The 22,006-nt window shown below is 59.2% G+C and carries 30 protein-coding genes; 19 read left to right on the plus strand and 11 right to left on the minus strand.

Annotation, left to right across the window (positions count from 1 at the left end; translation table 11 throughout):
- Positions 1 to 52: 52 nt before the first annotated feature.
- The 4 genes from ACFDAU_RS13620 to ACFDAU_RS13635 form a co-directional block, all read right to left on the minus strand.
- Complete coding sequence (locus ACFDAU_RS13620; protein ID WP_413437437.1) at positions 53 to 265, minus strand: type II toxin-antitoxin system HicA family toxin; 213 nt, start codon at positions 263 to 265, stop codon at positions 53 to 55.
- Positions 262 to 471, minus strand: a complete 210-nt coding sequence (locus ACFDAU_RS13625) for a type II toxin-antitoxin system HicB family antitoxin (RefSeq protein WP_413437438.1) — start codon at positions 469 to 471, stop codon at positions 262 to 264. Before ACFDAU_RS13625 ends, ACFDAU_RS13620 begins: the two co-directional genes overlap by 4 nt.
- Before the next feature lie 180 nt (positions 472 to 651).
- Entirely contained in the window at positions 652 to 861 is a 210-nt protein-coding gene (locus ACFDAU_RS13630) for a hypothetical protein (protein WP_413437439.1), read from the minus strand.
- 142 nt (positions 862 to 1,003) lie between these two features.
- Positions 1,004 to 1,237: a helix-turn-helix domain-containing protein gene (locus tag ACFDAU_RS13635; protein ID WP_413437440.1), complete on the minus strand. Its 234-nt coding sequence runs from the start codon at positions 1,235 to 1,237 to the stop codon at positions 1,004 to 1,006.
- Positions 1,238 to 1,413: 176 nt separating this feature from the next.
- Between ACFDAU_RS13635 and ACFDAU_RS13640 the strand changes: the two genes are divergently transcribed.
- Positions 1,414 to 2,061, plus strand: a complete 648-nt coding sequence (locus ACFDAU_RS13640; RefSeq protein ID WP_413437441.1) for a type II secretion system protein — start codon at positions 1,414 to 1,416, stop codon at positions 2,059 to 2,061.
- A gap of 69 nt (positions 2,062 to 2,130) precedes the next feature.
- Here the strand turns inward: ACFDAU_RS13640 and ACFDAU_RS13645 are convergent, their stop codons facing one another.
- Positions 2,131 to 4,101: a monovalent cation:proton antiporter-2 (CPA2) family protein gene (locus tag ACFDAU_RS13645; RefSeq protein ID WP_413437442.1), complete on the minus strand. Its 1,971-nt coding sequence runs from the start codon at positions 4,099 to 4,101 to the stop codon at positions 2,131 to 2,133.
- 99 nt (positions 4,102 to 4,200) lie between these two features.
- Here ACFDAU_RS13645 and ACFDAU_RS13650 point away from each other — a divergent pair, with 99 nt between their 5' ends.
- From ACFDAU_RS13650 to ACFDAU_RS13715, 14 genes are all read left to right on the plus strand, one after another.
- Positions 4,201 to 5,196, plus strand: coding sequence for a KpsF/GutQ family sugar-phosphate isomerase (locus ACFDAU_RS13650; RefSeq protein WP_413437443.1), 996 nt, complete (start codon positions 4,201 to 4,203; stop codon positions 5,194 to 5,196).
- Positions 5,196 to 5,735 (plus strand): KdsC family phosphatase, encoded by a 540-nt coding sequence (locus ACFDAU_RS13655; RefSeq protein ID WP_413437444.1) that lies wholly within the window; start codon positions 5,196 to 5,198, stop codon positions 5,733 to 5,735. The genes ACFDAU_RS13650 and ACFDAU_RS13655 overlap by 1 nt, the downstream gene beginning before the upstream one ends.
- Complete coding sequence (gene lptC / locus ACFDAU_RS13660) at positions 5,732 to 6,304, plus strand: LPS export ABC transporter periplasmic protein LptC (RefSeq protein WP_413437445.1); 573 nt, start codon at positions 5,732 to 5,734, stop codon at positions 6,302 to 6,304. Before ACFDAU_RS13655 ends, lptC begins: the two co-directional genes overlap by 4 nt.
- The gene (lptA, locus tag ACFDAU_RS13665; RefSeq protein WP_413437446.1) at positions 6,288 to 6,893 is read left to right on the plus strand and encodes a lipopolysaccharide transport periplasmic protein LptA; all 606 of its coding nucleotides are present in this window, start codon (positions 6,288 to 6,290) and stop codon (positions 6,891 to 6,893) included. Before lptC ends, lptA begins: the two co-directional genes overlap by 17 nt.
- Positions 6,890 to 7,612, plus strand: a complete 723-nt coding sequence (lptB, locus tag ACFDAU_RS13670; RefSeq protein ID WP_413437447.1) for an LPS export ABC transporter ATP-binding protein — start codon at positions 6,890 to 6,892, stop codon at positions 7,610 to 7,612. Before lptA ends, lptB begins: the two co-directional genes overlap by 4 nt.
- An 83-nt stretch (positions 7,613 to 7,695) precedes the next feature.
- Positions 7,696 to 9,135 (plus strand): RNA polymerase factor sigma-54, encoded by a 1,440-nt coding sequence (locus ACFDAU_RS13675; RefSeq protein ID WP_413437448.1) that lies wholly within the window; start codon positions 7,696 to 7,698, stop codon positions 9,133 to 9,135.
- Between the two features lie 18 nt (positions 9,136 to 9,153).
- Positions 9,154 to 9,489 (plus strand): ribosome hibernation-promoting factor, HPF/YfiA family, encoded by a 336-nt coding sequence (gene hpf / locus ACFDAU_RS13680; RefSeq protein ID WP_413437449.1) that lies wholly within the window; start codon positions 9,154 to 9,156, stop codon positions 9,487 to 9,489.
- A 9-nt stretch (positions 9,490 to 9,498) separates the two neighbouring features.
- Positions 9,499 to 9,954, plus strand: a complete 456-nt coding sequence (gene ptsN / locus ACFDAU_RS13685) for a PTS IIA-like nitrogen regulatory protein PtsN (RefSeq protein ID WP_413437450.1) — start codon at positions 9,499 to 9,501, stop codon at positions 9,952 to 9,954.
- Between the two features lie 2 nt (positions 9,955 to 9,956).
- Entirely contained in the window at positions 9,957 to 10,898 is a 942-nt protein-coding gene (hprK, locus tag ACFDAU_RS13690) for an HPr(Ser) kinase/phosphatase (protein WP_413439551.1), read from the plus strand.
- Entirely contained in the window at positions 10,898 to 11,731 is an 834-nt protein-coding gene (rapZ, locus tag ACFDAU_RS13695) for an RNase adapter RapZ (RefSeq protein ID WP_413439552.1), read from the plus strand. Before hprK ends, rapZ begins: the two co-directional genes overlap by 1 nt.
- A complete protein-coding gene (locus ACFDAU_RS13700; protein ID WP_413437451.1) occupies positions 11,728 to 12,102 on the plus strand; it encodes a NusG domain II-containing protein in 375 nt (124 codons plus the stop codon). Before rapZ ends, ACFDAU_RS13700 begins: the two co-directional genes overlap by 4 nt.
- Entirely contained in the window at positions 12,083 to 12,625 is a 543-nt protein-coding gene (locus ACFDAU_RS13705; RefSeq protein ID WP_413437452.1) for a Gx transporter family protein, read from the plus strand. The genes ACFDAU_RS13700 and ACFDAU_RS13705 overlap by 20 nt, the downstream gene beginning before the upstream one ends.
- Complete coding sequence (locus ACFDAU_RS13710; protein ID WP_413437453.1) at positions 12,622 to 13,248, plus strand: flavin prenyltransferase UbiX; 627 nt, start codon at positions 12,622 to 12,624, stop codon at positions 13,246 to 13,248. Before ACFDAU_RS13705 ends, ACFDAU_RS13710 begins: the two co-directional genes overlap by 4 nt.
- A gap of 47 nt (positions 13,249 to 13,295) precedes the next feature.
- Entirely contained in the window at positions 13,296 to 13,886 is a 591-nt protein-coding gene (locus ACFDAU_RS13715; protein WP_413437454.1) for an LON peptidase substrate-binding domain-containing protein, read from the plus strand.
- Positions 13,887 to 13,952: 66 nt separating this feature from the next.
- Here the strand turns inward: ACFDAU_RS13715 and ACFDAU_RS13720 are convergent, their stop codons facing one another.
- The 5 genes from ACFDAU_RS13720 to secB form a co-directional block, all read right to left on the minus strand.
- Positions 13,953 to 14,477 (minus strand): DsrE family protein, encoded by a 525-nt coding sequence (locus ACFDAU_RS13720; RefSeq protein ID WP_413437455.1) that lies wholly within the window; start codon positions 14,475 to 14,477, stop codon positions 13,953 to 13,955.
- A 197-nt stretch (positions 14,478 to 14,674) separates the two neighbouring features.
- Positions 14,675 to 15,175: a c-type cytochrome gene (locus ACFDAU_RS13725; RefSeq protein WP_413437456.1), complete on the minus strand. Its 501-nt coding sequence runs from the start codon at positions 15,173 to 15,175 to the stop codon at positions 14,675 to 14,677.
- A gap of 98 nt (positions 15,176 to 15,273) precedes the next feature.
- Positions 15,274 to 16,266, minus strand: a complete 993-nt coding sequence (locus ACFDAU_RS13730) for an NAD(P)H-dependent glycerol-3-phosphate dehydrogenase (RefSeq protein ID WP_413437457.1) — start codon at positions 16,264 to 16,266, stop codon at positions 15,274 to 15,276.
- Positions 16,263 to 16,709, minus strand: coding sequence for an SH3 domain-containing protein (locus tag ACFDAU_RS13735; protein ID WP_413437458.1), 447 nt, complete (start codon positions 16,707 to 16,709; stop codon positions 16,263 to 16,265). Before ACFDAU_RS13735 ends, ACFDAU_RS13730 begins: the two co-directional genes overlap by 4 nt.
- A gap of 1 nt (position 16,710) precedes the next feature.
- Positions 16,711 to 17,166: a protein-export chaperone SecB gene (gene secB, locus ACFDAU_RS13740; RefSeq protein WP_413437459.1), complete on the minus strand. Its 456-nt coding sequence runs from the start codon at positions 17,164 to 17,166 to the stop codon at positions 16,711 to 16,713.
- A gap of 163 nt (positions 17,167 to 17,329) precedes the next feature.
- Here secB and ACFDAU_RS13745 point away from each other — a divergent pair, with 163 nt between their 5' ends.
- A complete protein-coding gene (locus ACFDAU_RS13745) occupies positions 17,330 to 19,114 on the plus strand; it encodes an ABC transporter ATP-binding protein/permease (protein ID WP_413437460.1) in 1,785 nt (594 codons plus the stop codon).
- Positions 19,115 to 19,327: 213 nt separating this feature from the next.
- The gene (locus tag ACFDAU_RS13750) at positions 19,328 to 20,245 is read left to right on the plus strand and encodes a hypothetical protein (RefSeq protein WP_413437461.1); all 918 of its coding nucleotides are present in this window, start codon (positions 19,328 to 19,330) and stop codon (positions 20,243 to 20,245) included.
- A 3-nt stretch (positions 20,246 to 20,248) separates the two neighbouring features.
- On the opposite strand, the gene ACFDAU_RS13755 is transcribed toward ACFDAU_RS13750, so the two are convergent.
- Positions 20,249 to 21,238 (minus strand): ribose-phosphate diphosphokinase, encoded by a 990-nt coding sequence (locus ACFDAU_RS13755; protein WP_413437462.1) that lies wholly within the window; start codon positions 21,236 to 21,238, stop codon positions 20,249 to 20,251.
- Positions 21,239 to 21,331: 93 nt separating this feature from the next.
- On the opposite strand from ACFDAU_RS13755, the gene ACFDAU_RS13760 reads away from it, so the two are divergent.
- Both ACFDAU_RS13760 and ACFDAU_RS13765 read left to right on the plus strand, forming a co-directional pair.
- A complete protein-coding gene (locus ACFDAU_RS13760; protein ID WP_413437463.1) occupies positions 21,332 to 21,502 on the plus strand; it encodes a hypothetical protein in 171 nt (56 codons plus the stop codon).
- A 46-nt stretch (positions 21,503 to 21,548) separates the two neighbouring features.
- The gene (locus ACFDAU_RS13765) at positions 21,549 to 21,998 is read left to right on the plus strand and encodes a CBS domain-containing protein (protein WP_413437464.1); all 450 of its coding nucleotides are present in this window, start codon (positions 21,549 to 21,551) and stop codon (positions 21,996 to 21,998) included.
- Positions 21,999 to 22,006 lie beyond the last annotated feature (8 nt).

Below are 22,006 nucleotides of genomic sequence, written 5' to 3' on the forward strand. Positions count from 1 at the left end.
AAAGGTGCGACTGGAATTAGAATCCCCCGTCCGGGTGAATGCCGGGTTGGGGCTATAAGTCGCGGGGAGATAGCCCCGTATGCTTTGCGATGCGGGCCAACATCCTGGTGCCAATCTCTTCACCATCGCGAAAGGCAAACACGTAGTCGGGGAATCCGGGACGGCTAAGCGTTCTGTGAGAGCCGGACTGGCGCTTGATTTCCCAGCCGGGCCGGAACAAGGCAGAGAGAACTCGCTTTGCTCTGGCCGAAGGCCACTGGCTCATGCAGCAACAGGGATGGAAATATTTATTGCGATCGCCCGGCTTTCGCCATGCTCAAGACGCTCGGCGATAACGCGAAGTGCGAGCGCCCCAGCCTTGGGCATGGCTTCCTGAGCGTTAGCACCATAAGCCAGGACACCTGGCAACTCTGGCACCTCAGCCAGCCAACGTCCGCCATCTTCCTGTTCGTGCACGATAGTGAAATTCATGATCTTGCTTCCGGCGTTTTTTGCTCAAGGCGATATTCTAAGTCCGGGTGATCTAAACCCCCAACGAATGAGCTAACCGCGCGCTACCTGCGCGCGCACGGTTGAGCGCGCAAGGCACAATAACCGAAGGGCGTTTCACCCTATTGGATTGGACTGGAATGAGGGGTTGGGCTTGGACAGTTAGCCACCTTCGACGGTGCCATCTTTAATCTTGTTCAATTGGATACGTGCTTGATGAAGGAGCTCATTAAGCTGGCTTACCTGGGAATATGAATTTCCGTGAGTTTCATTGGCAAGCCTTCGTCCCATCTCCTGAACCACGACAAACAGATCAGACAATTCGTCAATTGTTTCACGCCTTTCACCTTCCCTTGTTTCGTTCCCTGACATGGTGACCACCCTTTCCTGAATGAGGCACAGCCGTTATGCCACAAAGAAAATTAGAAATCGGATTCGCTATTTACAAAATAGCATATGTGCATGGCGTAGCGCCCATGCATGCCAACCGAAGCCTCTTCTCCAGCGCGTTGAGTTATGCGGCCACCTCAACAGAAATCTCCCAACCAGGGAAAACCAGCACTGCGGGATGGCACTTGAGGGCGCGGGCAAGAACCTTGGCGCGCTCGACACCGAGATTAACCCGGCCATTCTCAATAGCGGAAATGGCGGCTTGAGGAATGCCCGTGAGTCCGGAAAGCTGACTTTGGCTCAGTTCCTGAAGTTCGCACAGGATAGCAAACCCAGCAAACGCGCGGAATTTTGACAATTTTTCGCCACCCCTGTCGAGAACTCGGCAATCGCACTCATCCGCATAGAGCCGGCTTTAAAAATACAAATAAATTCACTTTAGAAACAGTGCGTTAAAAACATCATCATCGCCAAAATATGGTGCGATTCTTGCAGAGAAATTTATCACCCATCATATAGCCGGGATAGATACCAATGAAAAACATGCAAAAACAGAACGGGTTCACACTGATCGAGATCGCCATCGTTCTGGTGATCATCGGCCTTTTGCTGGGCGGCGTAATGAAAGGCCAGGAGCTGATCAATAGCGCGAAGGTAAAAAACCTCGCGGCCGATTTCAGGAACATTCCCGTGCTCATTTATGGCTATCAGGACAAATACAAGCGGCTACCGGGGGACGACAATAGTGCAAAAGCTCGTTTTGGCGCAACAACTGTCGATGGCAATGGCGACGGAATAATTGATGGCAGCTGGAATTCTCCCGTTAGTACCGAAAACCTTGATGTCGAAAGCGTCCGCTTTTGGCAACATGTCCGGCTAGCAAATTTGTCGGCGGGGTCGACTGATTTTACTAGTATTGCTACTGCAAGCCTCCCAACCAATGCGGAAGGTGGCAGAGTAGGCATCCAAATGAGTGCCCCAATTCTCGGGATGTCTGGAAGCTACTACATCTGTTCCCAGAACATTCCATTTAAGCTGGCTCAGCAATTGGACACCACATTAGATGACGGGAATGGCGCAACAGGTACGATGCGCGCACAAGCGGGAAGCACCACCGATTCGGCCAAAAGCGGGGTTGCCTATGCTGATGGCAACAGTTACACGGTGTGTCTCGCTTTCTGAGTTTGGCTCAACTCAGATAGGGCTCTGAACGGGGGCTTTTGGGTACTGGTGCCACTCCTAGCTTTCAAATTACCCCTGCAACAACCTGATCTCCGCCGCCGCCAGATTCTCGGGTATCCCGCGCAGCACCAGCACATCGCCCGCCAGCACCTGCGTTTCCGGCTGCGGATCGAGGCCGCGGATATTGCGGCGGCGCACCGCGATGACTTCCACACCCAGTTTCAGTATGCCGGTTTTGGCCAGGGTTTTGCCGGCTGCTGCCGCCTGCGCGGTAATCAGCACCGACAGCAGGCGCGGCTGGGCGATTTCCGACAGCTCGGCCATTTCGTCGGTCGCACCACGGAAGAATCCGCGCAGTAGCCCATAGCGCTGCTCGCGCACGCCGCGCAGTTTTTTCAGCACGCGGGTGAGTGGCACGCCGAGCAGCAGCAGGGCATGGGAAGCCAGCATCAGCGAACCTTCCAGTACCTCCGGCACGACTTCGGCGGCGCCTGCCTGTTTCAGCGTATTCAGGTCGGTGTCGTCCACGGTGCGTACGATCACCGGCAGGTCGGGACGGAGCTCCTGCACCACGGCAAGAATTTTCATCGCGCCCGGCAGGTTGGCGAAGGAGACCACCAGCGCACGTGCGCGATTCAGCCCGACGGCCTTGAGCACTTCGCGCCGCGCCGCATCGCCGAACACGACATTCTCACCCGCTGCGGCGGCCGCCTTGACGCGAGTGGGGTCGACGTCCAGCGCAATGTAGGGGATATTTTCGGATTCCAGCAGGCGCGCCAGACTTTGCCCGCTGCGGCCATAACCGCAAATAATCAGGTGCGCGTCGGCTGCAAAACTTTTCACTGCGATGTCGTGCAACTCCCTGGCGCGCCCGGCCCATTCGCCGCCGCACAAACGCCCGGTGATCGTATCGGTATACTGGATAATGACGGGCGCGATCATCATCGACAGCACTACCGCAGCCAGCACGATTTGCAGCGCGGCGCCCTGAATCAGGTTCAGGCTTCCCGCCTGCGCCAGCAGCACGAACCCGAATTCGCCGCCCTGCGCGAGGCCCAGCGCGGTGCGCATGGCCACCGGCGACTCGTTGCCGAACAGGCGCCCCAGCCCCCACACCAGCGCAGCTTTGAGCAACACCAGCGCGGCCAGCACCAGCACCACCCAGCCCAGATACGCCCACACTGCGCGCAAATCCAGCAGCATGCCGATGGTGACGAAGAACAGTCCCAGCAGCACATCGCGGAACGGCTTGATGTCGTCTTCCACCTGATAGCGAAACTCGGTTTCGGAAATCAGCATGCCCGCCAGGAATGCGCCCAGCGCCAGCGACAATCCGGCCTGGTCGGTGAGGTAGGCCAGCCCGAGGGTGATGAGCAGCACGTTGAGCATGAACAGCTCGGAGGATTTGTGACCGGCCACCATGCTGAACCAGGGGCGCATCAATTTTTGCCCGATGAACAGCAGCACGAACAACACCACGGCGGCTTTAGCGCTCGCCCAGCCCAGATCCACCCACAGGTTTTCGCTGCCTGCCGCCAAGGTCGGCGTCAGGATCAGCAACGGCACCACGGCCAGGTCCTGAAACAGCAGCACGGCGATCATCTGGCGGCCATGCTGGGATTGCAGTTCCAGCCGCTCTGCCAGCATCTTGCTGACAATGGCGGTGGACGACATCGCCAACGCCCCGCCCAGCGCCAGTCCGGCCGCCCACGGCAACCCGGCTCCCCAGGCCACTGCCATCACCAGCAAAATGGACACCATGACCTGCGCGCCGCCAAATCCGAATACCGTGGTGCGGATGGCTTTCAGCTTGGGCAGACTGAACTCCAGGCCAATGCTGAACATCATGAACACCACGCCGAATTCGGCCAGATGGCGCGTGTCCTGGCTGTCGGGTATCCAGCTGAAGGCGTGCGGACTGACCAGGATGCCCACCAGAAGATAGCCCAGCATGGAGGGTAAACGTAATGCGCGAAACAGCGCCGAAACGATCACGGCGGCAGCGAGCAGAATCAGGACGAAGCCGAGGGTAGTATGCATAGCCTCAAGATTAGGGGCTACGCGCAGCTACCGCAATAGCGGGGGCGTCTTGTATACTCCACCCGTATCCGGAAGACAGCCAAAAATACGATAACCGCCATGCCCGACACCTCTCCACCTAAATTCGACCATGCCGCCGCGTTGACGCTGGCGCGCCGCGTACTCAGCATCGAGGCCGGCGCCGTCGAAGCCCTGGGAAATCGCCTGGACAGCAGCTTCACTGCAGCGATGACGCTGATCCTGGCGTGCCGGGGACGCGTGGTAGTCAGCGGCATGGGCAAGTCCGGGCACGTCGGCAACAAGATTGCCGCCACCCTGGCCAGTACCGGCACGCCGGCTTTTTTCGTGCATCCGGGCGAAGCCAGCCATGGCGATCTGGGCATGATCACCGCTGAAGACGTATGCATCGCATTGTCCAATTCCGGCGAGAGCGCCGAACTCACCAGCATCGTGCCGCTGATCAAACGGCGCGGCGCGCGCCTCATTTCCATGACCGGCAACCCCAACTCCACCCTGGCGCGCGAAGCCGACGTGCACCTCGACGCCAGCGTGGCGCAGGAGGCCTGCCCGCTCAACCTCGCCCCGACCGCCAGCACCACTGCGGTACTGGCACTCGGCGATGCGCTGGCAGTTGCTTTGCTGGAGGCACGCGGCTTCAGCGCCGACGACTTCGCACGCACCCACCCCGGCGGTTCGCTGGGGCGCAAGCTGCTGGTGCATGTGCGCGATGTGATGCACGCGGGCGATGCGCTGCCGCATGTGAATGCCAATGCCTTGTTGCCTGAAGCATTGCTGGAAATGACCCGCAAGGGACTGGGCATGACGGCGGTGGAAGACGACAACGGCCGGTTGATCGGCATCTTGACCGACGGCGATTTGCGCCGCGTGCTGGAAAAGGCCATCGACATTCGCATCACCCCCATCCATCAGGTGATGTCCGCCAACCCGCGCAGCATCGGTGCCGATGCGCTGGCCGTTGCCGCGGTGGAAAAAATGCAAAGCCACAACATCAACGGCATGCTGGTGGTGGATGAGGATAACCGGCTCATTGGCGCACTCAACATGCTCGACCTGCTGCGCGCAGGTGTAGTCTGATGCAGAAACATACCTTGGATATCGCGCACCAACGCGCCCAGTCAATCAAGCTGGCCATCTTCGATATAGACGGCGTGATGACCGATGGCAGCCTGTTTTTTGATGAGGACGGACGTGAATACAAGGCTTTCAATTCGCTCGATGGTCACGGCCTGAAAATGCTCAAAAGCACCGGGGTGGATACCGCCATCATCACCGGGCGCAGTTCGCAAGTGGTGACCCACCGTGCGCACAACCTAGGCATCGCTCATGTTTACCAGGGCGTGGACAACAAACTGGAGGCCTACCTGCATCTGCTGGAAAAATTGGGCCTGTCGGCAGCACAAACCGCCTATATGGGTGACGATGTCATCGATCTGCCGGTGCTGATCCGCTGCGGTCTTGCCATCTCGGTGCCGGCAGCGCCTGCCGTGGTCAAACAACACGCGCACTTCACGACGACGCTGGGTGGCGGTTGCGGAGCGGTGCGCGAAGCCTGCGAATTCATCATGCAGGCACAGGATACTTACGCTCAAGTCATCGCCCATTACCTGCAATGAATTATCGTGCTGCTATCTGGTTTCCCATTGGTCTACTTGCAGCCCTGGCGGGTCTCTCACTGTGGCTGCAATATGCGCTGCAGGCACCCAGTACCGAAAACCCCCTCACCCGCAAACACATTGCCGATTATATTGTGGAAAACTTTAGTGCCACGCGTACCGACCTTGCCGGCAAGCCGGAAAATACGCTTCGTGCGCGCAAGACCGAACATTTCCTTGACGACGATACCACGCAACTGGAAGCGCCCGACTTTACTGCATTCGACAAACAAGGCGGCACCGTGAATGTACGATCCGCACATGGATTTGTGTCCAGCAAGGGCGATATCATTATCTTTACCGGCAAAGTGATACTGGTGCGCGACCTGCACGATGCACAAGGCCCGCTTACCCTGACCACGGAATACCTCAAGGTGATACCCAAGCAGCACCTGATGCTCAGCAATCGTCCCGTCCTGGTACAAGGCAAGAATATCGTCATTCATGCCGGCGCCTTGCAATTGAATAGTCAAACCCGCGAACTGCTACTCTCCCATCACGTCAAAACCCACTATGAACCCATTCATTAAATCTCCGTTCGCAGCCGTATTGCTGCTGTTGACCCTGCTTCTGGCGGGAGGTCCTGCGCTGGCCGAAAAGGCCGACCGCAGCAAACCCGTCAACATCGAAGCAGACAGCGTCACCGTGGATGACCTGCGCAAGGTCAGCGTTTATCTCGGCAATGTCGTGCTGGTGCAAGGCACCATGACCCTGCACGCCGACAAGATTGTGGTGCATCAGGATGCGGAGGGCTTCAATAGCGCCACCGCCTATGGCAACCCGGTCAGTTTCCGCCAGAAGCGCGATGGTGTGGATGAATATATCGAGGGCTATGCCGATCGCATGCAATACGATGGCAAACCCGGAACGCTGCAGCTATTTGACAACGCCCATCTCAAGCGCGGCGCCGACGATTTACGCGGCAGCTATATCTCCTACAATTCCAATACGGAATTTTTTGAAGTCAAAGGCGGCAACAATGCGGCTGGCTCACCGTCCGGCCGCAAAGGCAGGGTAAGCGCGATAATCCAGCCGAAACCCGCCAAACCCGGCCCGGCAGCCCCCCCTACAGCACCGTTGCCACCCAAACCGACCAATGGCATACAGAAGACCCCATGAGCGAACTCAAGGCAGAACACCTCAGAAAGAGCTACCAGTCGCGCCTGGTAGTCAAGGATGTATCACTGGAAGTACGCAGCGGCGAAGTCGTCGGCCTGCTCGGCCCCAACGGGGCCGGCAAGACCACCTGTTTTTACATGATCGTCGGCCTGGTACGACTGGATGCCGGGCATATCAGCCTGGACGACAATAATCTGGGCGCCATGCCGATCCACCGCCGCGCCGCATTGGGCTTGAGCTATCTGCCGCAGGAAGCGTCCATTTTCCGTAAGCTCACGGTGGCGGAAAATATCCGCGCCATCCTCGAGCTCAAGAATTATTCCGAAGCCGAGATCGATACCCATCTCGACAACCTTCTCGAAGACCTGCACGTCTCCCATCTGCGCGACGCCCCCGCCATCAGCCTGTCCGGCGGCGAACGGCGGCGCGTGGAAATTGCCCGCGCACTGGCGATGAATCCGCGCTTCATCCTGCTCGACGAACCCTTCGCGGGGATTGATCCGATTGCCGTGCTGGATATCCAGAAACTGATCCGCTTCCTGACCGAGCGCGACATCGGCGTCCTGATCACCGACCACAATGTGCGTGAGACGCTGGGCATCTGCGACCGCGCCTACATTATCAACGAAGGTACGGTGATGGCTGCTGGCAAGCCCGATGAAATCATTTACAATGAAAATGTAAGAAAGGTTTATCTGGGCGAGCATTTCCGTCTGTGATCTCCGCTTTCCTCAAGTAAACAGCAACTATTCCGTAGATAGTCTTAATAGTACGCAGCAGGCTTGGGACCTGATACCCAAACATGAAACACAGTCTACAACTCAAGCTATCACAGCATCTCACGTTGACGCCACAGTTGCAGCAGTCTATCCGTCTGTTGCAATTGTCCACGCTTGAGCTGAACCAGGAACTGGAGCAAATGCTCCAGGACAACCCATTGCTGGAGCGCGTGGACAATCTGGATGACGGTGAAACCCATATCAACGGTAGCGATCCCGAGCTGCGCAGCGAAGCACCTACCGAAACCAGCAGCGTGGCCGACAATACTCCGGAGCCGGAAACACGCGAACTAGGCGACATGGACTGGGAAAGCGAGGGCAATTACGGATCGCCCGATGATGACGACGAAGACCGCGATTATCAGCAACCTTCTTTCGAGACTACTTCGCTGCGCGATCATCTGTCCTGGCAGCTGAATCTCACCCCCTTGTCGGAGCGCGACAAACGCCTGGTGCTGCTGTTGATCGATGCGTTGGACGATGGCGGTTATCTGACCCAAAGCCTGCAGGACATTCTCGAAATGCTGCCGCCCGAACTGGAAGTCGAGCTCGACGACCTGCAGATCGCACTTAAAAATTTACAAAACCTCGAGCCCACCGGCATCGGCGCACGCAACCTGTCGGAATGCCTGACTCTGCAATTGCTGGCGCTGCCGGAGGATACGCCGCATCGCGATTGTGCGCTGACCATAGCCAGCACGCATTTGCACGAGCTGGGATCGCGCGACTATAGCGGGCTGAAACGCAAACTGCATTGCGATGATGATGAGCTACGCGTGGCACGCGATCTGATTACCCATCTCAACCCCAAACCGGGGGCATGCTTTGGCGAATCGGATACGCGTTACATCGTTCCGGATGTCATTGTAAAAAAAGTCAAAGGTCTGTGGGTGGCGAGCCTCAACCCCGACGCCATGCCCAAACTGCGCATCAACCGCATGTACGCCGACATTCTGTCGCGCAACCGCGATAGCAGCCATCAGCACCTGGCCAGCCAGATGCAGGAAGCCAAATGGCTGATCAAGAACGTCATGCAACGTTTCGATACCATCCTTAAAGTATCGCAAAGCATTATTGACCGCCAGCGCCATTTTTTCGAGCATGGCGAAGTGGCCATGCGCCCTCTGGTGCTACGCGAGATTGCCGAGGTCGTGGAACTGCATGAATCCACCATTTCACGCGTCACCACGCAAAAATTCATGATGACGCCGCGTGGCATTTATGAACTTAAATACTTTTTCGGCAGTCATGTTAGTACCGAGACCGGGGGTGCCTGTTCTGCCACCGCCATCCGCGCGCTGATCAAACAACTGGTCGCCGCTGAAAACAGCAAGAAACCCCTATCCGACGGACAGATTGCAGACCTGCTCGGTCAGCAAGGTATCGTGGTGGCACGCCGCACCATTGCCAAATACCGGGAGTCCCTGCAAATATCGCCCGCCAGTCAGCGCAAGTCGCTTTAACCGCATGAAAGGAACAACATGAATCTCACCATCACCGGCCATCATCTGGAAATCACCCCCGCCATTCGCAGCTATGTTGTCTCCAAAATGGAAAAAGTCAGACGTCACTTCGATCATGTCATCGACATCAACGTCATCATGACTGTGGAAAAACTCAAACATATCGTGGAAGCCAACGTTCACCTGCGCGGCAAGGATATTTTCGTGCAGGCCGAAGATGCCGACATGTATGCAGCGATTGACGGCCTCACCGACAAACTCGACCGCCAGGTAGTCAAGCACAAGGAAAAACACGGCGATGTCCATCAGGCGCAAGGGGCCATCAAACATCAAGTTTCCGACATACCCGAATAACCGGACAACATGAACCTGATTCTCCCGCTGCTGCCCCCTTCACACATCCTGCTGGATGTGGAGGTCAGCAGCAAAAAGCGCCTGTTCGAATACATCGCTGCGCTGTTTGAAACAAGTATCGCGCTGCCGCACGCTACGATTTTCGACAGTCTGCTGGCGCGCGAGAAACTCGGCTCAACCGCACTCGGCCATGGCATTGCCATCCCGCATGGCCGCATCAAGGGCCTCAAACAGGCCAGTGGTGCATTGCTGCGCCTGCGTACACCGGTTGAATTTGATGCCCCTGACAATGCACCCGTCACCATCCTGTTTACCCTGCTGGTCCCTGTGCAGGCCAATGACCTGCATCTGCAAATCCTCGGCGAACTGGCGCAAATGTTCAGTGACAAGCACTTGCGCGAAGCCTTGATGACGGCTCCCGATGCGGCGTCCGTGCACGCCCTGATCGCAGCCTGGAGCGCCTGATGATCGCCTCGATTCCGGTCAGCCGGATGTATGAGGCGATGCGCCAGACTCTGGAGCTCCACTGGCTATCCGGAAAACAGGGCGGCGAGCGGCTACTGGCTAGCGACACCGTGCAGAAGCCCTCGCTGGCACTGGTCGGCCATCTCAATTTCGTCCATCCGAACCGCGTCCAGGTACTGGGTTGCGCGGAGATGGACTACCTGCGCAGTCTCGGCAGCGAAGCCATGGCGCAGGCCATCCGCAGCCTGTTTTCCACCGAGCTGGCCGCGATTATTGTGGCCAATGGCGAACCGGTGCCGCCGGATCTGCTGGCAACTTCCAGAGCCAGCCAGACGCCCCTGTTTACCTCACCACAGCCCAGTCCGCAGCTCATGCCGGTACTGTCTCACTACCTCACCCAGGTATTGGCTGAATCCACCAGCGTGCACGGGGTCATGCTCGAAGTCATCGGCATCGGCGTCATGATTACCGGCGACGCGGCAGTGGGCAAAAGCGAGCTGGCGCTGGAACTGATCACACGCGGTCACCGCCTGGTCGCGGACGACATGGTGGACATGTACAAAGTCGCGCCCGAAACGCTTGAAACCCATTGCCCGCCGCTGTTGCAGGATTTTCTGGAAGTGCGTGGCCTGGGCATTCTCAACATCCGCACCCTGTTCGGCGACACGGCGGTCAAGCTGCAAAAAAACCTCAAGCTCATCGTGCACCTGAAGGCCCCCGAAGAAGACGGGAGTGAAAATATTTCACGCCTCGACATGCATGCATCCAGCGAAGTCATCCTTGGCGTCACCGTCCCCAAGGTCCGCATCCCGGTTGCCGCCGGGCGCAACCTGGCTGTACTGGTGGAAGTTGCGGCGCGCAATCACATCCTGCGCATGCGCGGCATCAACAGTGCCGAGCAGTTCGTCACCCGCCAGCAACAGTTCATGGACGATAACCCATGATGCACCTGGTATTGATCAGCGGTTTGTCCGGTTCCGGCAAGAGTATTGCACTGAATGTACTGGAAGACGCAGGCTATTATTGCATCGACAACCTGCCCGCCAATCTGTTGCCGGAAACCATCCGCTTCCTGTCTGAACATGGATACGACAAGGCGGGCATCAGCGTCGATGCACGCAGCGGCGAATCGTTCCTGGAACTGCCCGGCCTGGTCACCGAATTGCGCAAGCAGGTGGACTTGCGTGTGATTTTTCTTGAATCCAAAATTGAAACGCTGGTGCGGCGTTTTTCTGAAACACGGCGCCGTCATCCGCTGAGCAGCGACACGCGTTCGCTGCGCGAGGCGATCGTGCACGAGCGCGACCTGCTCGGCGACATCGCCGAACTGGGCCAGCGCATCGACACCAGCGATCTTTCCACCAACAGCCTGCGCGCCTGGATCAAGGATATTATCGCGCTGGAAAATGCCAGCTTCACGCTACTTTTCGCTTCGTTCGGCTTCAAGCACGGCATCCCGCTCGATGCCGACCTGGTGTTCGACGTGCGCTGCCTGCCCAATCCGCACTACGACCCTAAACTGCGCCCGCAAACCGGACGCGACGCCGATGTGATCGCATTCCTTGATGGCGTGCCCGAGGTCGCCGACATGCTTGCCGACATTCGCGCCTATGTGACCAAATGGCTGCCCTGCTACATTTCCGACAACCGCGCCTATCTCACCGTCGCCATCGGTTGTACCGGCGGCCAGCATCGTTCGGTGTATTTTGCCGAGCATCTTGCCGCGCATTTTGTCGCCACCCAGCAAACCCTGGTACGCCATCGGGAGCTGGCTTGAAATTTCACCACCTGTTGCGTCCCGGCGACTGGATGGTGCTGGCAGCGGGCGGCGTCACCGTCGCCAGCCTGGCACTCGCATTCTGGTTTGGCGCGCCCGGGCAGCGTCTGGTCATCAAACGCGGCGGCCACCTGTTTCTGGAAACCTCGCTCAACCATCCGCGCACTATCGATGTGCCCGGCCCGCTGGGCACTACCCGCGTCGAGATCGAAGACAAGCGCGCGCGCGTATTGTCCGACCCCGGTCCGCGCCAGCTGTGCGTGCATCAGGGCTGGCTGAGCCGTGCCGGGCAGGCCGCCATCTGCCTGCCCAATCAGGTCAGTGTGGAAATCGCAGGACGCGTCAAAAGCTATGACAGCCTCAACTATTAAGCTGAATGCCAGTCCGGAGGATCACCGCATCGCGCGCATGGCGGCGCTGGCGATCGGGCTGACCATGATGGAAGCGGCGCTGCCCTCCCCGCTGCCCGGCGTCAAACCCGGACTGGCGAACATCGTCACCTTACTGGTACTGAAACAGCATGGCATGCGCACTGCAGCGTGGGTCTCGGCGTTGCGGGTGGTGGCAGGCAGTCTGTTGCTGGGCAGCTTCCTGACGCCCGGATTTTTCCTCAGCGCAGGCGGCGCAATGGCCAGCCTGGCCGTGCTGTGGCTGGCGCAGCGCCTGCCTGAACAGCTGTTCGGCGCGGTCAGCCTGAGCATACTTGCCGCTTTTGCACATATCGCCGGACAAATGGCGATCGTCTATTTCTGGCTGATCCCGACATCGGGCGTGCTCTACCTTACCCCTGTATTCGCCGCTGCCGCACTGGTATTTGGCCTGGTCAACGGGCTGGTTGCAGCGCACCTGCTGGCAACGCCACCCCCGGCCACCGTCTCTGAGGAGCCCGCATGAATCCCCCACGTACCGTCACGCTCGCCCTGACCGGTGCCTCAGGCATGCCTTACGGCCTGCGTCTGCTGGAATGCCTGCTGCAAGCGGAGGTACAGGTTTATCTGCTGACTTCCAGCGCCGCGCATATCGTCGCCAAACAGGAGTTGGATCTCACGTTGCCTGCGCGCGCCGCCGAACTGGAGTCTTTTCTCGGCCAGCGTTACCACGCCCAACCCGGCCAGTTGCGCGCATTCGGCCGCGAGGAATGGTTTGCGCCGGTCGCCTCCGGCTCGAATCCGGCGGATGCCATGGTGGTTTGCCCGTGCACCATGGGCACACTGGCAGCCATTGCACAGGGGCTGGCCGACAACCTCATCGAGCGGGCTGCCGACGTGACCATCAAGGAACAGCGCAAACTCATCCTGGTACCGCGCGAAACGCCCTATTCCGCATTGCATCTGGAAAACATGCTGAAACTGGCCCGGCTCGGCGCGGTCATCCTGCCACCCAATCCCGGCTTCTATCACCATCCCCGGAGTGTCGAGGATCTGGTTGATTTCGTGGTGGCACGCATCCTCGACCATCTCCATATTACGCACCAACTGATGCCGCGCTGGGGAGACGCGAAGGGTGATCCGGCTTGAATTGGTTAAAGAAAAATCTGCCGCTGATATTTGATCGGATACATAACGTGCAAACCCTGGAAATTCCGATTTTCACGCTGAATACGGTGCTCTATCCCGACAGCCTGTTGCCGCTGAAAATCTTTGAGCAGCGCTACATGGACATGGCCAAAACCTGCATGAAAGACCATCTGCCATTTGGTGTGTGCCTGATTCAGGCCGGTGAAGAAGTCGGTGAGCCGGCGACCCCCCATGCCGTCGGCACGCTGGCGCGCATCACCCACTGGGATATGCCGCAGTTGGGGATATTGCAGATTACCGCACGCGGCGAACAGCGTTTTCTGATCGAAGACAGCAGGGTCGGTGCGAATGGCCTGATCAGCGCTCAAGTCAGCATATTGCCCCAGGAAACCGCCCAGTCGATACCGGCTGAATATGCTGCCTGCCAGGATGTGTTGCGGCACATCATCGAGGAACTGGGCGAATCACACTTTACCCCGTTGCAAATGGATAATGCCGCCTGGGTCGGTTATCGGCTGGCGGAGGCCCTGCCGATCAAGCCCTCCGCCAGGCAGGATTTGCTGGAAATGAATGACAGCACGACGCGCCTGAAAATTTTGCTGGAATTTCTCAAACGCCAGGGATTGGCGGGACGATAAGTGCCCGGAAATTCCGAAACCGGCCCGCTACGGGCCGGTTTCGGTTTCGGTTTCGCAATAAACGGACTATTTTTTCAGTTGCGGCTGGTCGATGTAACGAACGTCTTTGGTGGAGAGCGGAAGCGGATTGATGTATTTGTACCCGCGACCTTCCCAGTAGGCGATTTCTGGAAATCCGGCCGGCACCACGGTAATGAAACCGTGCATGTCCTCAGCATTGAAGCCGGCAGCATGCATGGCGTTATTGCACATCTTGAACTCCACCCCGTCTTTCGCCAGTTCCGCCATCTTGTCCACAATGCCCTGGTATTTCTGGTAATTTTCCTTCGCAAACGCGCGCAACTCGGGGCCGTGGGTCACCACCACCACCTTGCCATGCGTGACCTTCTGGGTATTCTTGATATAGTTGTAAAGCAGATTCAGCTTCTGCGGGTCATCGTAGTTGACGTCGAACACCGTGTCGGTGACCGGCATCGCGTGCATGTCTACCTTGGCAGTACCGTAAGGTGCAAACTCTTCAGCAAAAACCTGTTGCCCAGGCACCAGGACAAATGTTGCGGCGACAGCCAAGCCGATCAGTCTGATTTTCATTATTTATGACTCCTTCTCCGTTATGGGTGCGCCACTTGCATCGACCCGGCCGCGCACTATTGCCGGGCTTCCAACTTTATACTGAATCTTGAGAGGCATAGCACCTCCCGGATCACTTTTGCAATATCCAAAAATCCAGGTCGGGGCAGGAATGATCATTCGTCCTGGTTCAGTCGAAAAACCGATCCTTGCGGGCACTACGGCTTGGGTGGCGCTACCGGCGTCTGGCTCAGCACCCACTTGACCATGGTCTTGATATCGGTGTCGGACAGTTGCGGATGGGGCGGCATCGGTATGCCACCCGTATAGGCAGTCCATTGCCCGGCGCTGCCGTTCTTGATGGCGGCAGCAAGTTTATCTGCAGCATTCGCGTCATCCTTGAAGCGGTAGGCAACCCATGCATACGCCGGCCCCACCAGCTTGGCATCAACCTTGTGGCAGGAGAAACAATCACTTTTTTTCATCAACGATTCTGCACTGGAGACACTGGCCGGGACTGATTCGGGGGGTGTCGCAGCCGGGGTTGAGGGTGGTGCTGGCGTAGGTGCAACCTCCGGAGCGGGCGGGGTCACTGCTGCCTGGGGTGCTGGCGTCACTTCCGGGGCAGGAGTTGGTTCTTTTTTTCCGCACCCGCCGAGCAAGCCCGCCATCGTTAAACCAAGTCCAATCGCTGCAGTAGCGGAATTCATCCTGATCATGCGTCTACCCTCCTGATTTATATTGACCCGTCATGGAAACATGCAGGTTCGGTATAGCATATCAGTACAAACTCACCAAGCGCAGAACGCGCATGACTTTACTGCAGGCTTTCCGCCTTGCGGTCGCGGTTCAGCAAATCGTCGACGACGGCGCGCGGCGCCACACCTTCGTAGAGCACCCGGCATACCGCATGGGTAATGGGCATGTCGACACCCAGCTTGGTGGCCAGCTTGTCCACTTCGCGCGCGGTGGTAACACCTTCCGCAATGTGGCCGAGGGCCCGCAAGATGGCTTCCAGGCTCTCGCCAGCGGCCAGGCGCAAGCCAAGCTGACGATTGCGCGACAGGTCGCCGGTACAGGTCAGGATCAGATCGCCCATGCCGGTGAGTCCCATGAAGGTTTCCATTCGGCCGCCCAACGCCAGACCGAGGCGGCTGATTTCAGCCACACCACGGGTAATCAACGCGGCGCGGGCGTTATGTCCGAAATGCAATCCATCGGAAATGCCGGCGGCGATGGCGATGACATTCTTCAATGCGCCGCCCAGTTCGACGCCGATCACGTCATTGCTGGTATACACGCGCAGACGACCGCCGTGCAACGCAGCGGCCGCTTCCCGCAATGCTGACGTATCGCTTGTTGCCAGGGTGAGCGCAGTAGGCAAACCGGCGGCGACTTCCTGGGCAAAACTGGGGCCGGATAATACGCCCCGCGCCACCTCATCGGGCAGCTCTTCCTGCGCGACCTGGTGCGGCAGTTTCATGGTGCCCGCTTCAAAGCCTTTGCATACCCAGACCAGCGGCGCGCGCTGATCAAGTGCCGACAATTGCTTCAGCACACTGCGAAATGCACCGCTGGGCGTGGCGACCAGCACCAGCTCCGCGTGCGCCAACGCAGCGGGCAGATCGTCTTTGAGACCAAGCTGATCCGGTAACGTCACGCCGGGCAGGTAGCGCGGATTGCTGCGTGTCGCATTCATGCTGGCGATCTGATCGGCATCGCGTGCCCACAGCGTGACTGCATGACGGGAAGCCAGCACCACCGCCAGCGCGGTACCCCAGGCACCGGCGCCGAGGACGGTGATGTTCATACGCCCCACACCTGGCTGAGTTTGATGTAACCGCTGCTATTGTTGGGCAGCAGCACCCGCACCCAGCCATTGGGCAGGGTTTCCTGCCATTCCAGCATGACGCCTTTTTCGGCCCGTGCGGTAATGGGCGCACCATCCTCCGCAGCGCTGCGTATTTCGGCCTGCGCCGCTTTCACCACCAGCATATGTTTGCTGGTAGCAGCTACCTTGCCGGCCTCTATCCAGGCCAGCGCGCCGCTGCTGTCGCGCACTTTCAGCCAGTTGTCCACGTTCACGACCACTTCCACCGGATAGCCGCGGCCGACGACAAACAGTTTCTTGGCCATGCTGGAAGGGGCATCGTACAAAATCGCTGCCGGCACAGAAACCGAACGATAATCGAGCGCCTGCGCGGGCAGCGCAAACAGCGCAGACAGGGCTAATATCAGGCTCAGTCGTTTCATATCAGTTAAGCGGCGTGCCCGGGGCCGGAGCCTGCTGTTGCTGCATATAGATGGCTTCAAAATTGACCGGATTGAGAATAACGGGAGGGAATCCGGCACGGCTCACTACATCGGAGATGGTCTCGCGCAAATACGGGAACACGATATTCGGGCAGCCTATGCCCAGCACTGCATCCATCTGATCGGCGGGCACGTTTTCGATGCGAAAAATTCCTGCCTGGGCAGCCTCTACCAGGAACATGACCTTCTCGCCAAGCTTGGCGGTAATGGTGGCGGTGAGCACGACTTCGAACACGCCCTCCCCCACGTTGCTGTTCTGGGTGGCAAGCTGCACATCGATCTGCGGCGCTTCACGCTCGAGAAAAATTTGCGGTGCATTGGGCACCTCCACCGACATGTCCTTGACGTAGAGTTTTTCGATCCCGAAAACGGGTTGCTGCTGGTCTTGCTCGCTCATTTGGATTCCCTGATGTTCAAAAAGCCGATTTTAACCCGCTCTGGCTGCATTTGTGTGACCGGTTTACAGGCAACATGTTCGATAGCAGTTGAATCTTTACCGCAGCGCTGTTGTCTGCTGCTTCGGCAGCCATAAGAACGTCTCGACGCTAAGGAACAAAAATATGGATTGGAACCACGAACTCCTCGACAGTATCGTCTGGCTCGGCAAGGCGTTTGCCATCAGCATGCTGGGCATGACCGCAAGCGTTGCGCTGCTCGGTACCTTCACGGTCTGGGGGCGTCAATTCCGCCGTCTCACCTGGGCGTTTTTCAGCCCGAAACGCAGCTTGTTGCCGCTCGCCGGCCTGATGCTGATCGTGCTGATGACGCTGTTTTCCGTGCGCATGAACGTGCTGTTTTCGTTCTGGTACAACGGGTTTTATACCGCCATGCAGAAACTCGATGCCAAGGCGTTCTGGTTCATGCTGCTGGTGTTCGCGGTACTGGCGGCGGTGCATGTGACGCGCACGCTGTTCAACTTTTATCTGCGCCAGGCATTCCTGATTCACTGGCGCGCGTGGCTGACCGACAATCTGGTCGACCGCTGGCTGGCGCATCAAGGCTACCATCGCAGCCAATATGTGCCCAATGCCCCCGACAACCCGGACCAGCGTATCCAGCAGGACGTGGAGAGCTTCGTCAGCGGCTCGCTCAACCTGTCGATGGGGCTGCTCGACGCGGTGGTCTCGCTGTTTGCGTTCACTGTCATTCTGTGGGGGCTGTCAGGAGCCCTGGCGTTGTTTGGGGTGGAGATTCCTCGCGCCATGGTTTTTCTGGTCTATCTCTATGTGATTGTGGCCACGGTGTTTGCGGTATGGATCGGGCGCCCGCTGATCCGTCTCAGCTTTCTCAGCGAACAACTTAACGCCAACTTCCGCTATGCATTGATCCGTCTGCGTGAATACGGCGAGAGCATCGCATTTTTTCGCGGTGAAACCGTGGAGCGCGGCAATCTGCTAACGCGCTTTGCCAGCGTGATCCAGAATATGTGGGCGATCGTTTATCGCTCGCTCAAATTCCAGGGCTTCAACCTCGCCATCAGCCAGGCTGCTGTGGTGTTTCCGTTCATCGTGCAGGCACCCCGCCTGCTGGCAGGCAAGATCACCCTGGGCGACATGATGCAGACGGCTCAGGCTTTCGGTCAGGTGCAGGATGCCCTGTCCTTCCTGCGCAGCTCATACGACGAATTCGCCGGTTACCGTGCCGTACTCATTCGTCTCACCGGCTTTCTCGACAGCATGGATGCCGCCGCCCTGCTCCCTTCCGCACACATCGTACCCAGCCAGCACAGCGTTACCATTGAAGCACTCACCGTACGCACCCCTGCACAGGTTGCACTGGTGGAAAACCTCAATCTCAGCCTGACTGCCAATACTGCGCTGCTGATACGCGGCCGCTCCGGCATCGGCAAAACCACTCTGTTACGTGCGGTCGCCGGTCTGTGGCCTTATGTGGACGGCAGCGTGACGCGCCCGGTGGAACAACAGGCGCTGTTCCTGCCGCAAAAACCCTACCTGCCGCTCGGCACCTTGCGCGGTGCTCTGTATTACCCGGCAATCCCTCTGATGAGCGATCAGGCCGCCCATGTGCTGCAGCAATGTCATCTCGGCCACCTTGCCAGCCGGCTCGACGAAACGGCCGACTGGGGCAGTATCCTGTCGCTGGGCGAACAGCAACGCCTGGCTATCGGCCGCGCACTGTTGAGCCAGCCGCAGGTGGTGTTCCTGGACGAAGCCAGCTCTGCCATGGACGAAGGTCTGGAGCACGCCATGTACCGACTCCTGCGTCAGGTGCTGCCCAAATCCATTCTGGTCAGCGTAGGACACCGCAGTAGTTTGCTGGAATTTCACACCCAGGAATTGACGCTGCTGGGCGACGGAAAATGGCAGTTGAGTGCTTTGGTGTAGCGAATTACAAGCTGGCGATAGCGCGATGGCCAGGTGGTGGGGGTCAGCGCGCAAATCGCTTATCATTAGCCGATGGAAAAATGCCGCACGCCACACCCGCCATCCCGGCCAGAGCCCGCCGCCGCCCCCACCCTGGAGGCCAAGGTCGCGTTCCTGGGACGGCCGGGCGCTTACCCTGAAGCGCCATCCCGGGTGGAAGCGGTGGAGACTCACATGTCCTGGGTCTTCCTCACCGATGCCCATGCTTACAAGCTGAAGAAGCCGGTGCGTTACGACTACCTGGACTTCAGCACCGTCGAGGCGCGCCGCCTGGACTGCGAGCAGGAGGTGCGGCTCAACCGCCGTCTGGCTGCCGATGTCTATCTGGGCGTGATCCCGCTGGTACTCGGTGCGGAGGGCCGCTTGAGCGTCGGCGGGCTGGGGGAGGCGGTGGACTGGCTGGTGCAGATGCGACGCTTACCGGCGCAACGCATGCTCGATCATCTGATCCGGAGCGGGGCAGTCAAACCAGCGGAAATCAACCTGCTGGCTCGCCGGCTCGCCCTCTTCTATGCCGCAGCGGCGACTGATGCCATCACGCCTGAGGCGTATCGACAGCACCTGGCCAAGCGCATCAAGGCTAATCTGCGGGAGCTCACCAGCGCGGAATTCGGACTGGACAAAGACGTGCCGGAGCGCCTCGCCCGCTTCCAACTCGGCTTCCTGGAAACCCACGCCGGGCTGTTCGATAGCCGCGTGCGCCAGGGCCGCATCGTCGAGGGCCACGGCGATCTCAGACCGGAGCACGTGTGCCTGCTGCCCGAACCGGTCGTCATCGACTGCCTGGAGTTCAACCGCGAATACCGCATCCTCGATCCGGCGGACGAGCTGGGCTATCTGGCCCTGGAGTGCGAGCGGCTGCACGCTCCGGAAGTGGGCCGTTGGCTGCTGGAAAGATATACCGAAGCGAGTGGCGACGTCCCGCCCGCCGCCCTGCTCCATTTCTATCAAAGCTGGCGGGCGGTCTTGCGTGCCACGCTCGCCATCTGGCACCTGCGCGATGACGGGCGCCATCCCCACAAGAAATGGGTGGAAACCACCATGGAATACCTGGAACTGGCGCAGCGGCATGCGGCTGCGGCAGCAAGCTGACGCTTAGGCACCTGCCAGCAGTTCGACCAGCGAACCCCCGCTGTGCAGGCGCCGGATGGCCTCGGCGAACAGGGGGGCGGACGCCAGCACCTCCACCCGGCTGTCCAGCAGCGCCGGCGGCAGCCGGAAAGGCAGGATGGTGTCGGTGACCAGTACCTTGTCCAGCGCCGGGTCGGCCAGCACCTGGCCCGCCGCGCCGACGAACACGCCGTGGCTGGCTGCGGCGTACACCCGGTTCGCCCCCAGCGCCTTGCAGGCGGCAGCTGCCCGCGCCAGCGTGGTGCCGGTGCTGATCAGGTCGTCAATGATGATGGCCGTCCTGCCGCCCACGTCACCCACGACCGCTGCGCCGGAAACCACGCCTTCGCTGCGGCTCTTCTCCATGAAGGCGGCGGTGACGGGCCGGCCGAGCGCACGGGCCAGGGCCTGACGGAAGGCTTCCGCCCGCTTCACCCCGCCCACGTCCGGCGAAACCACCACAACAGCTTCGTCCTGCAGCCGTGCCGCGAACCAGGCCACGAACAGCCCGCTGGCTTCCAGGTGTTCGGCCGGGATGCGGAAGGCGTTCTGGTAGGCGGCGAGATTGTGCACGTCCAGGGTCAGCACCCGGTCCGTGCCCAGCGCTTCGAACAGCTGGGCCACATAGCGGCTGCTGACCGGGTCGCGCGACTTGCTCCTGCGGTCCTTGCGGGCATAGGCCAGATAGGGGCAGACGGCGGTGACCCGGGCTGCGGAAGCGTCCTTCAGCGCGCCGATGAAGAACAGCAGGCGCACCAGCTTGTCGTTGGCGCTCATACCCGGCTCGCCGTAGAGCGACTGGATCACATATACATCCTTGCCGCGCACGTTTTCCAGCGGCCTGGCCTTGTGTTCGCCGTCCTCGAACTCGCGTTCCTGATGCGCGCAAAGCGCTATCCCCAGGGCCTTGCCCACCCGCTCGCCGTATGGGCGGCTGGTATCAAGGGCGAACAGGCAAAGATCATCCAGAGTCATCGAATTGTCTCCTCGCTTTTCGCGGGTGATGGCGTAATTTTCATAATGTGCCAGACTGAATCATAGAGTATGTCCATACGAAAGGCGCGAACCATGGAACCCAAGGAATGTTTTTTCCAGGAACAGTTCGGCCACTGCTGGCTGGAGGACAGCCAGTGGCTGTTCCAGGCGCTGGACGTGCGCGAACAGCCGCTGGGCGAACCCGTCAAGGTCGAACTGGAAGAGTTGCTGTTCCATCATGATGAAGACGAAGAACTGCATTAGGGTACGTTGCGCCGCATAAACTCTCATTGAAGGAAGGGAAATCGTCATGGCTATCGGAGAAATCTGCAACCGCGAGGTCATCGTCGTAGCGCCAGAAACCACGATCGGCGAAGCGGCCCGGCTCATGCGCCAGCACCACGTCGGTGACGTGATCGTGGTCACCGAAGAGGGGGGCCGCCGCAAACCGGCCGGCATCGTGACCGACCGTGATGTGGTGGTGGAAGTGGTCGCCACCGGGCTTGATCCTGCCGCGCTCACCGTGGGCGACATCATGGTGCCCGATCTGGCGACCATCCCGGAAAAAACCGGCGTGTTCGAGGCCATTCGCTACATGCGCGACCAGGGAGTACGCCGCATGCCGGTGGTGGGCGAGGATGGCAGCCTGGTCGGCATTCTGGCGCTGGACGACCTGCTCGAATTGCTGGCGGAGGAGCTGGGGGCGCTCTCCCGCCTGGTGGCGCGTGAGCAGGGCAAGGAAGCCAGGAACCGGCGCTGATCGTCAAA

This window comes from Sulfuriferula sp. GW1 (assembly GCF_047300855.1).
Lineage (GTDB): Bacteria > Pseudomonadota > Gammaproteobacteria > Burkholderiales > Sulfuriferulaceae > Sulfuriferula.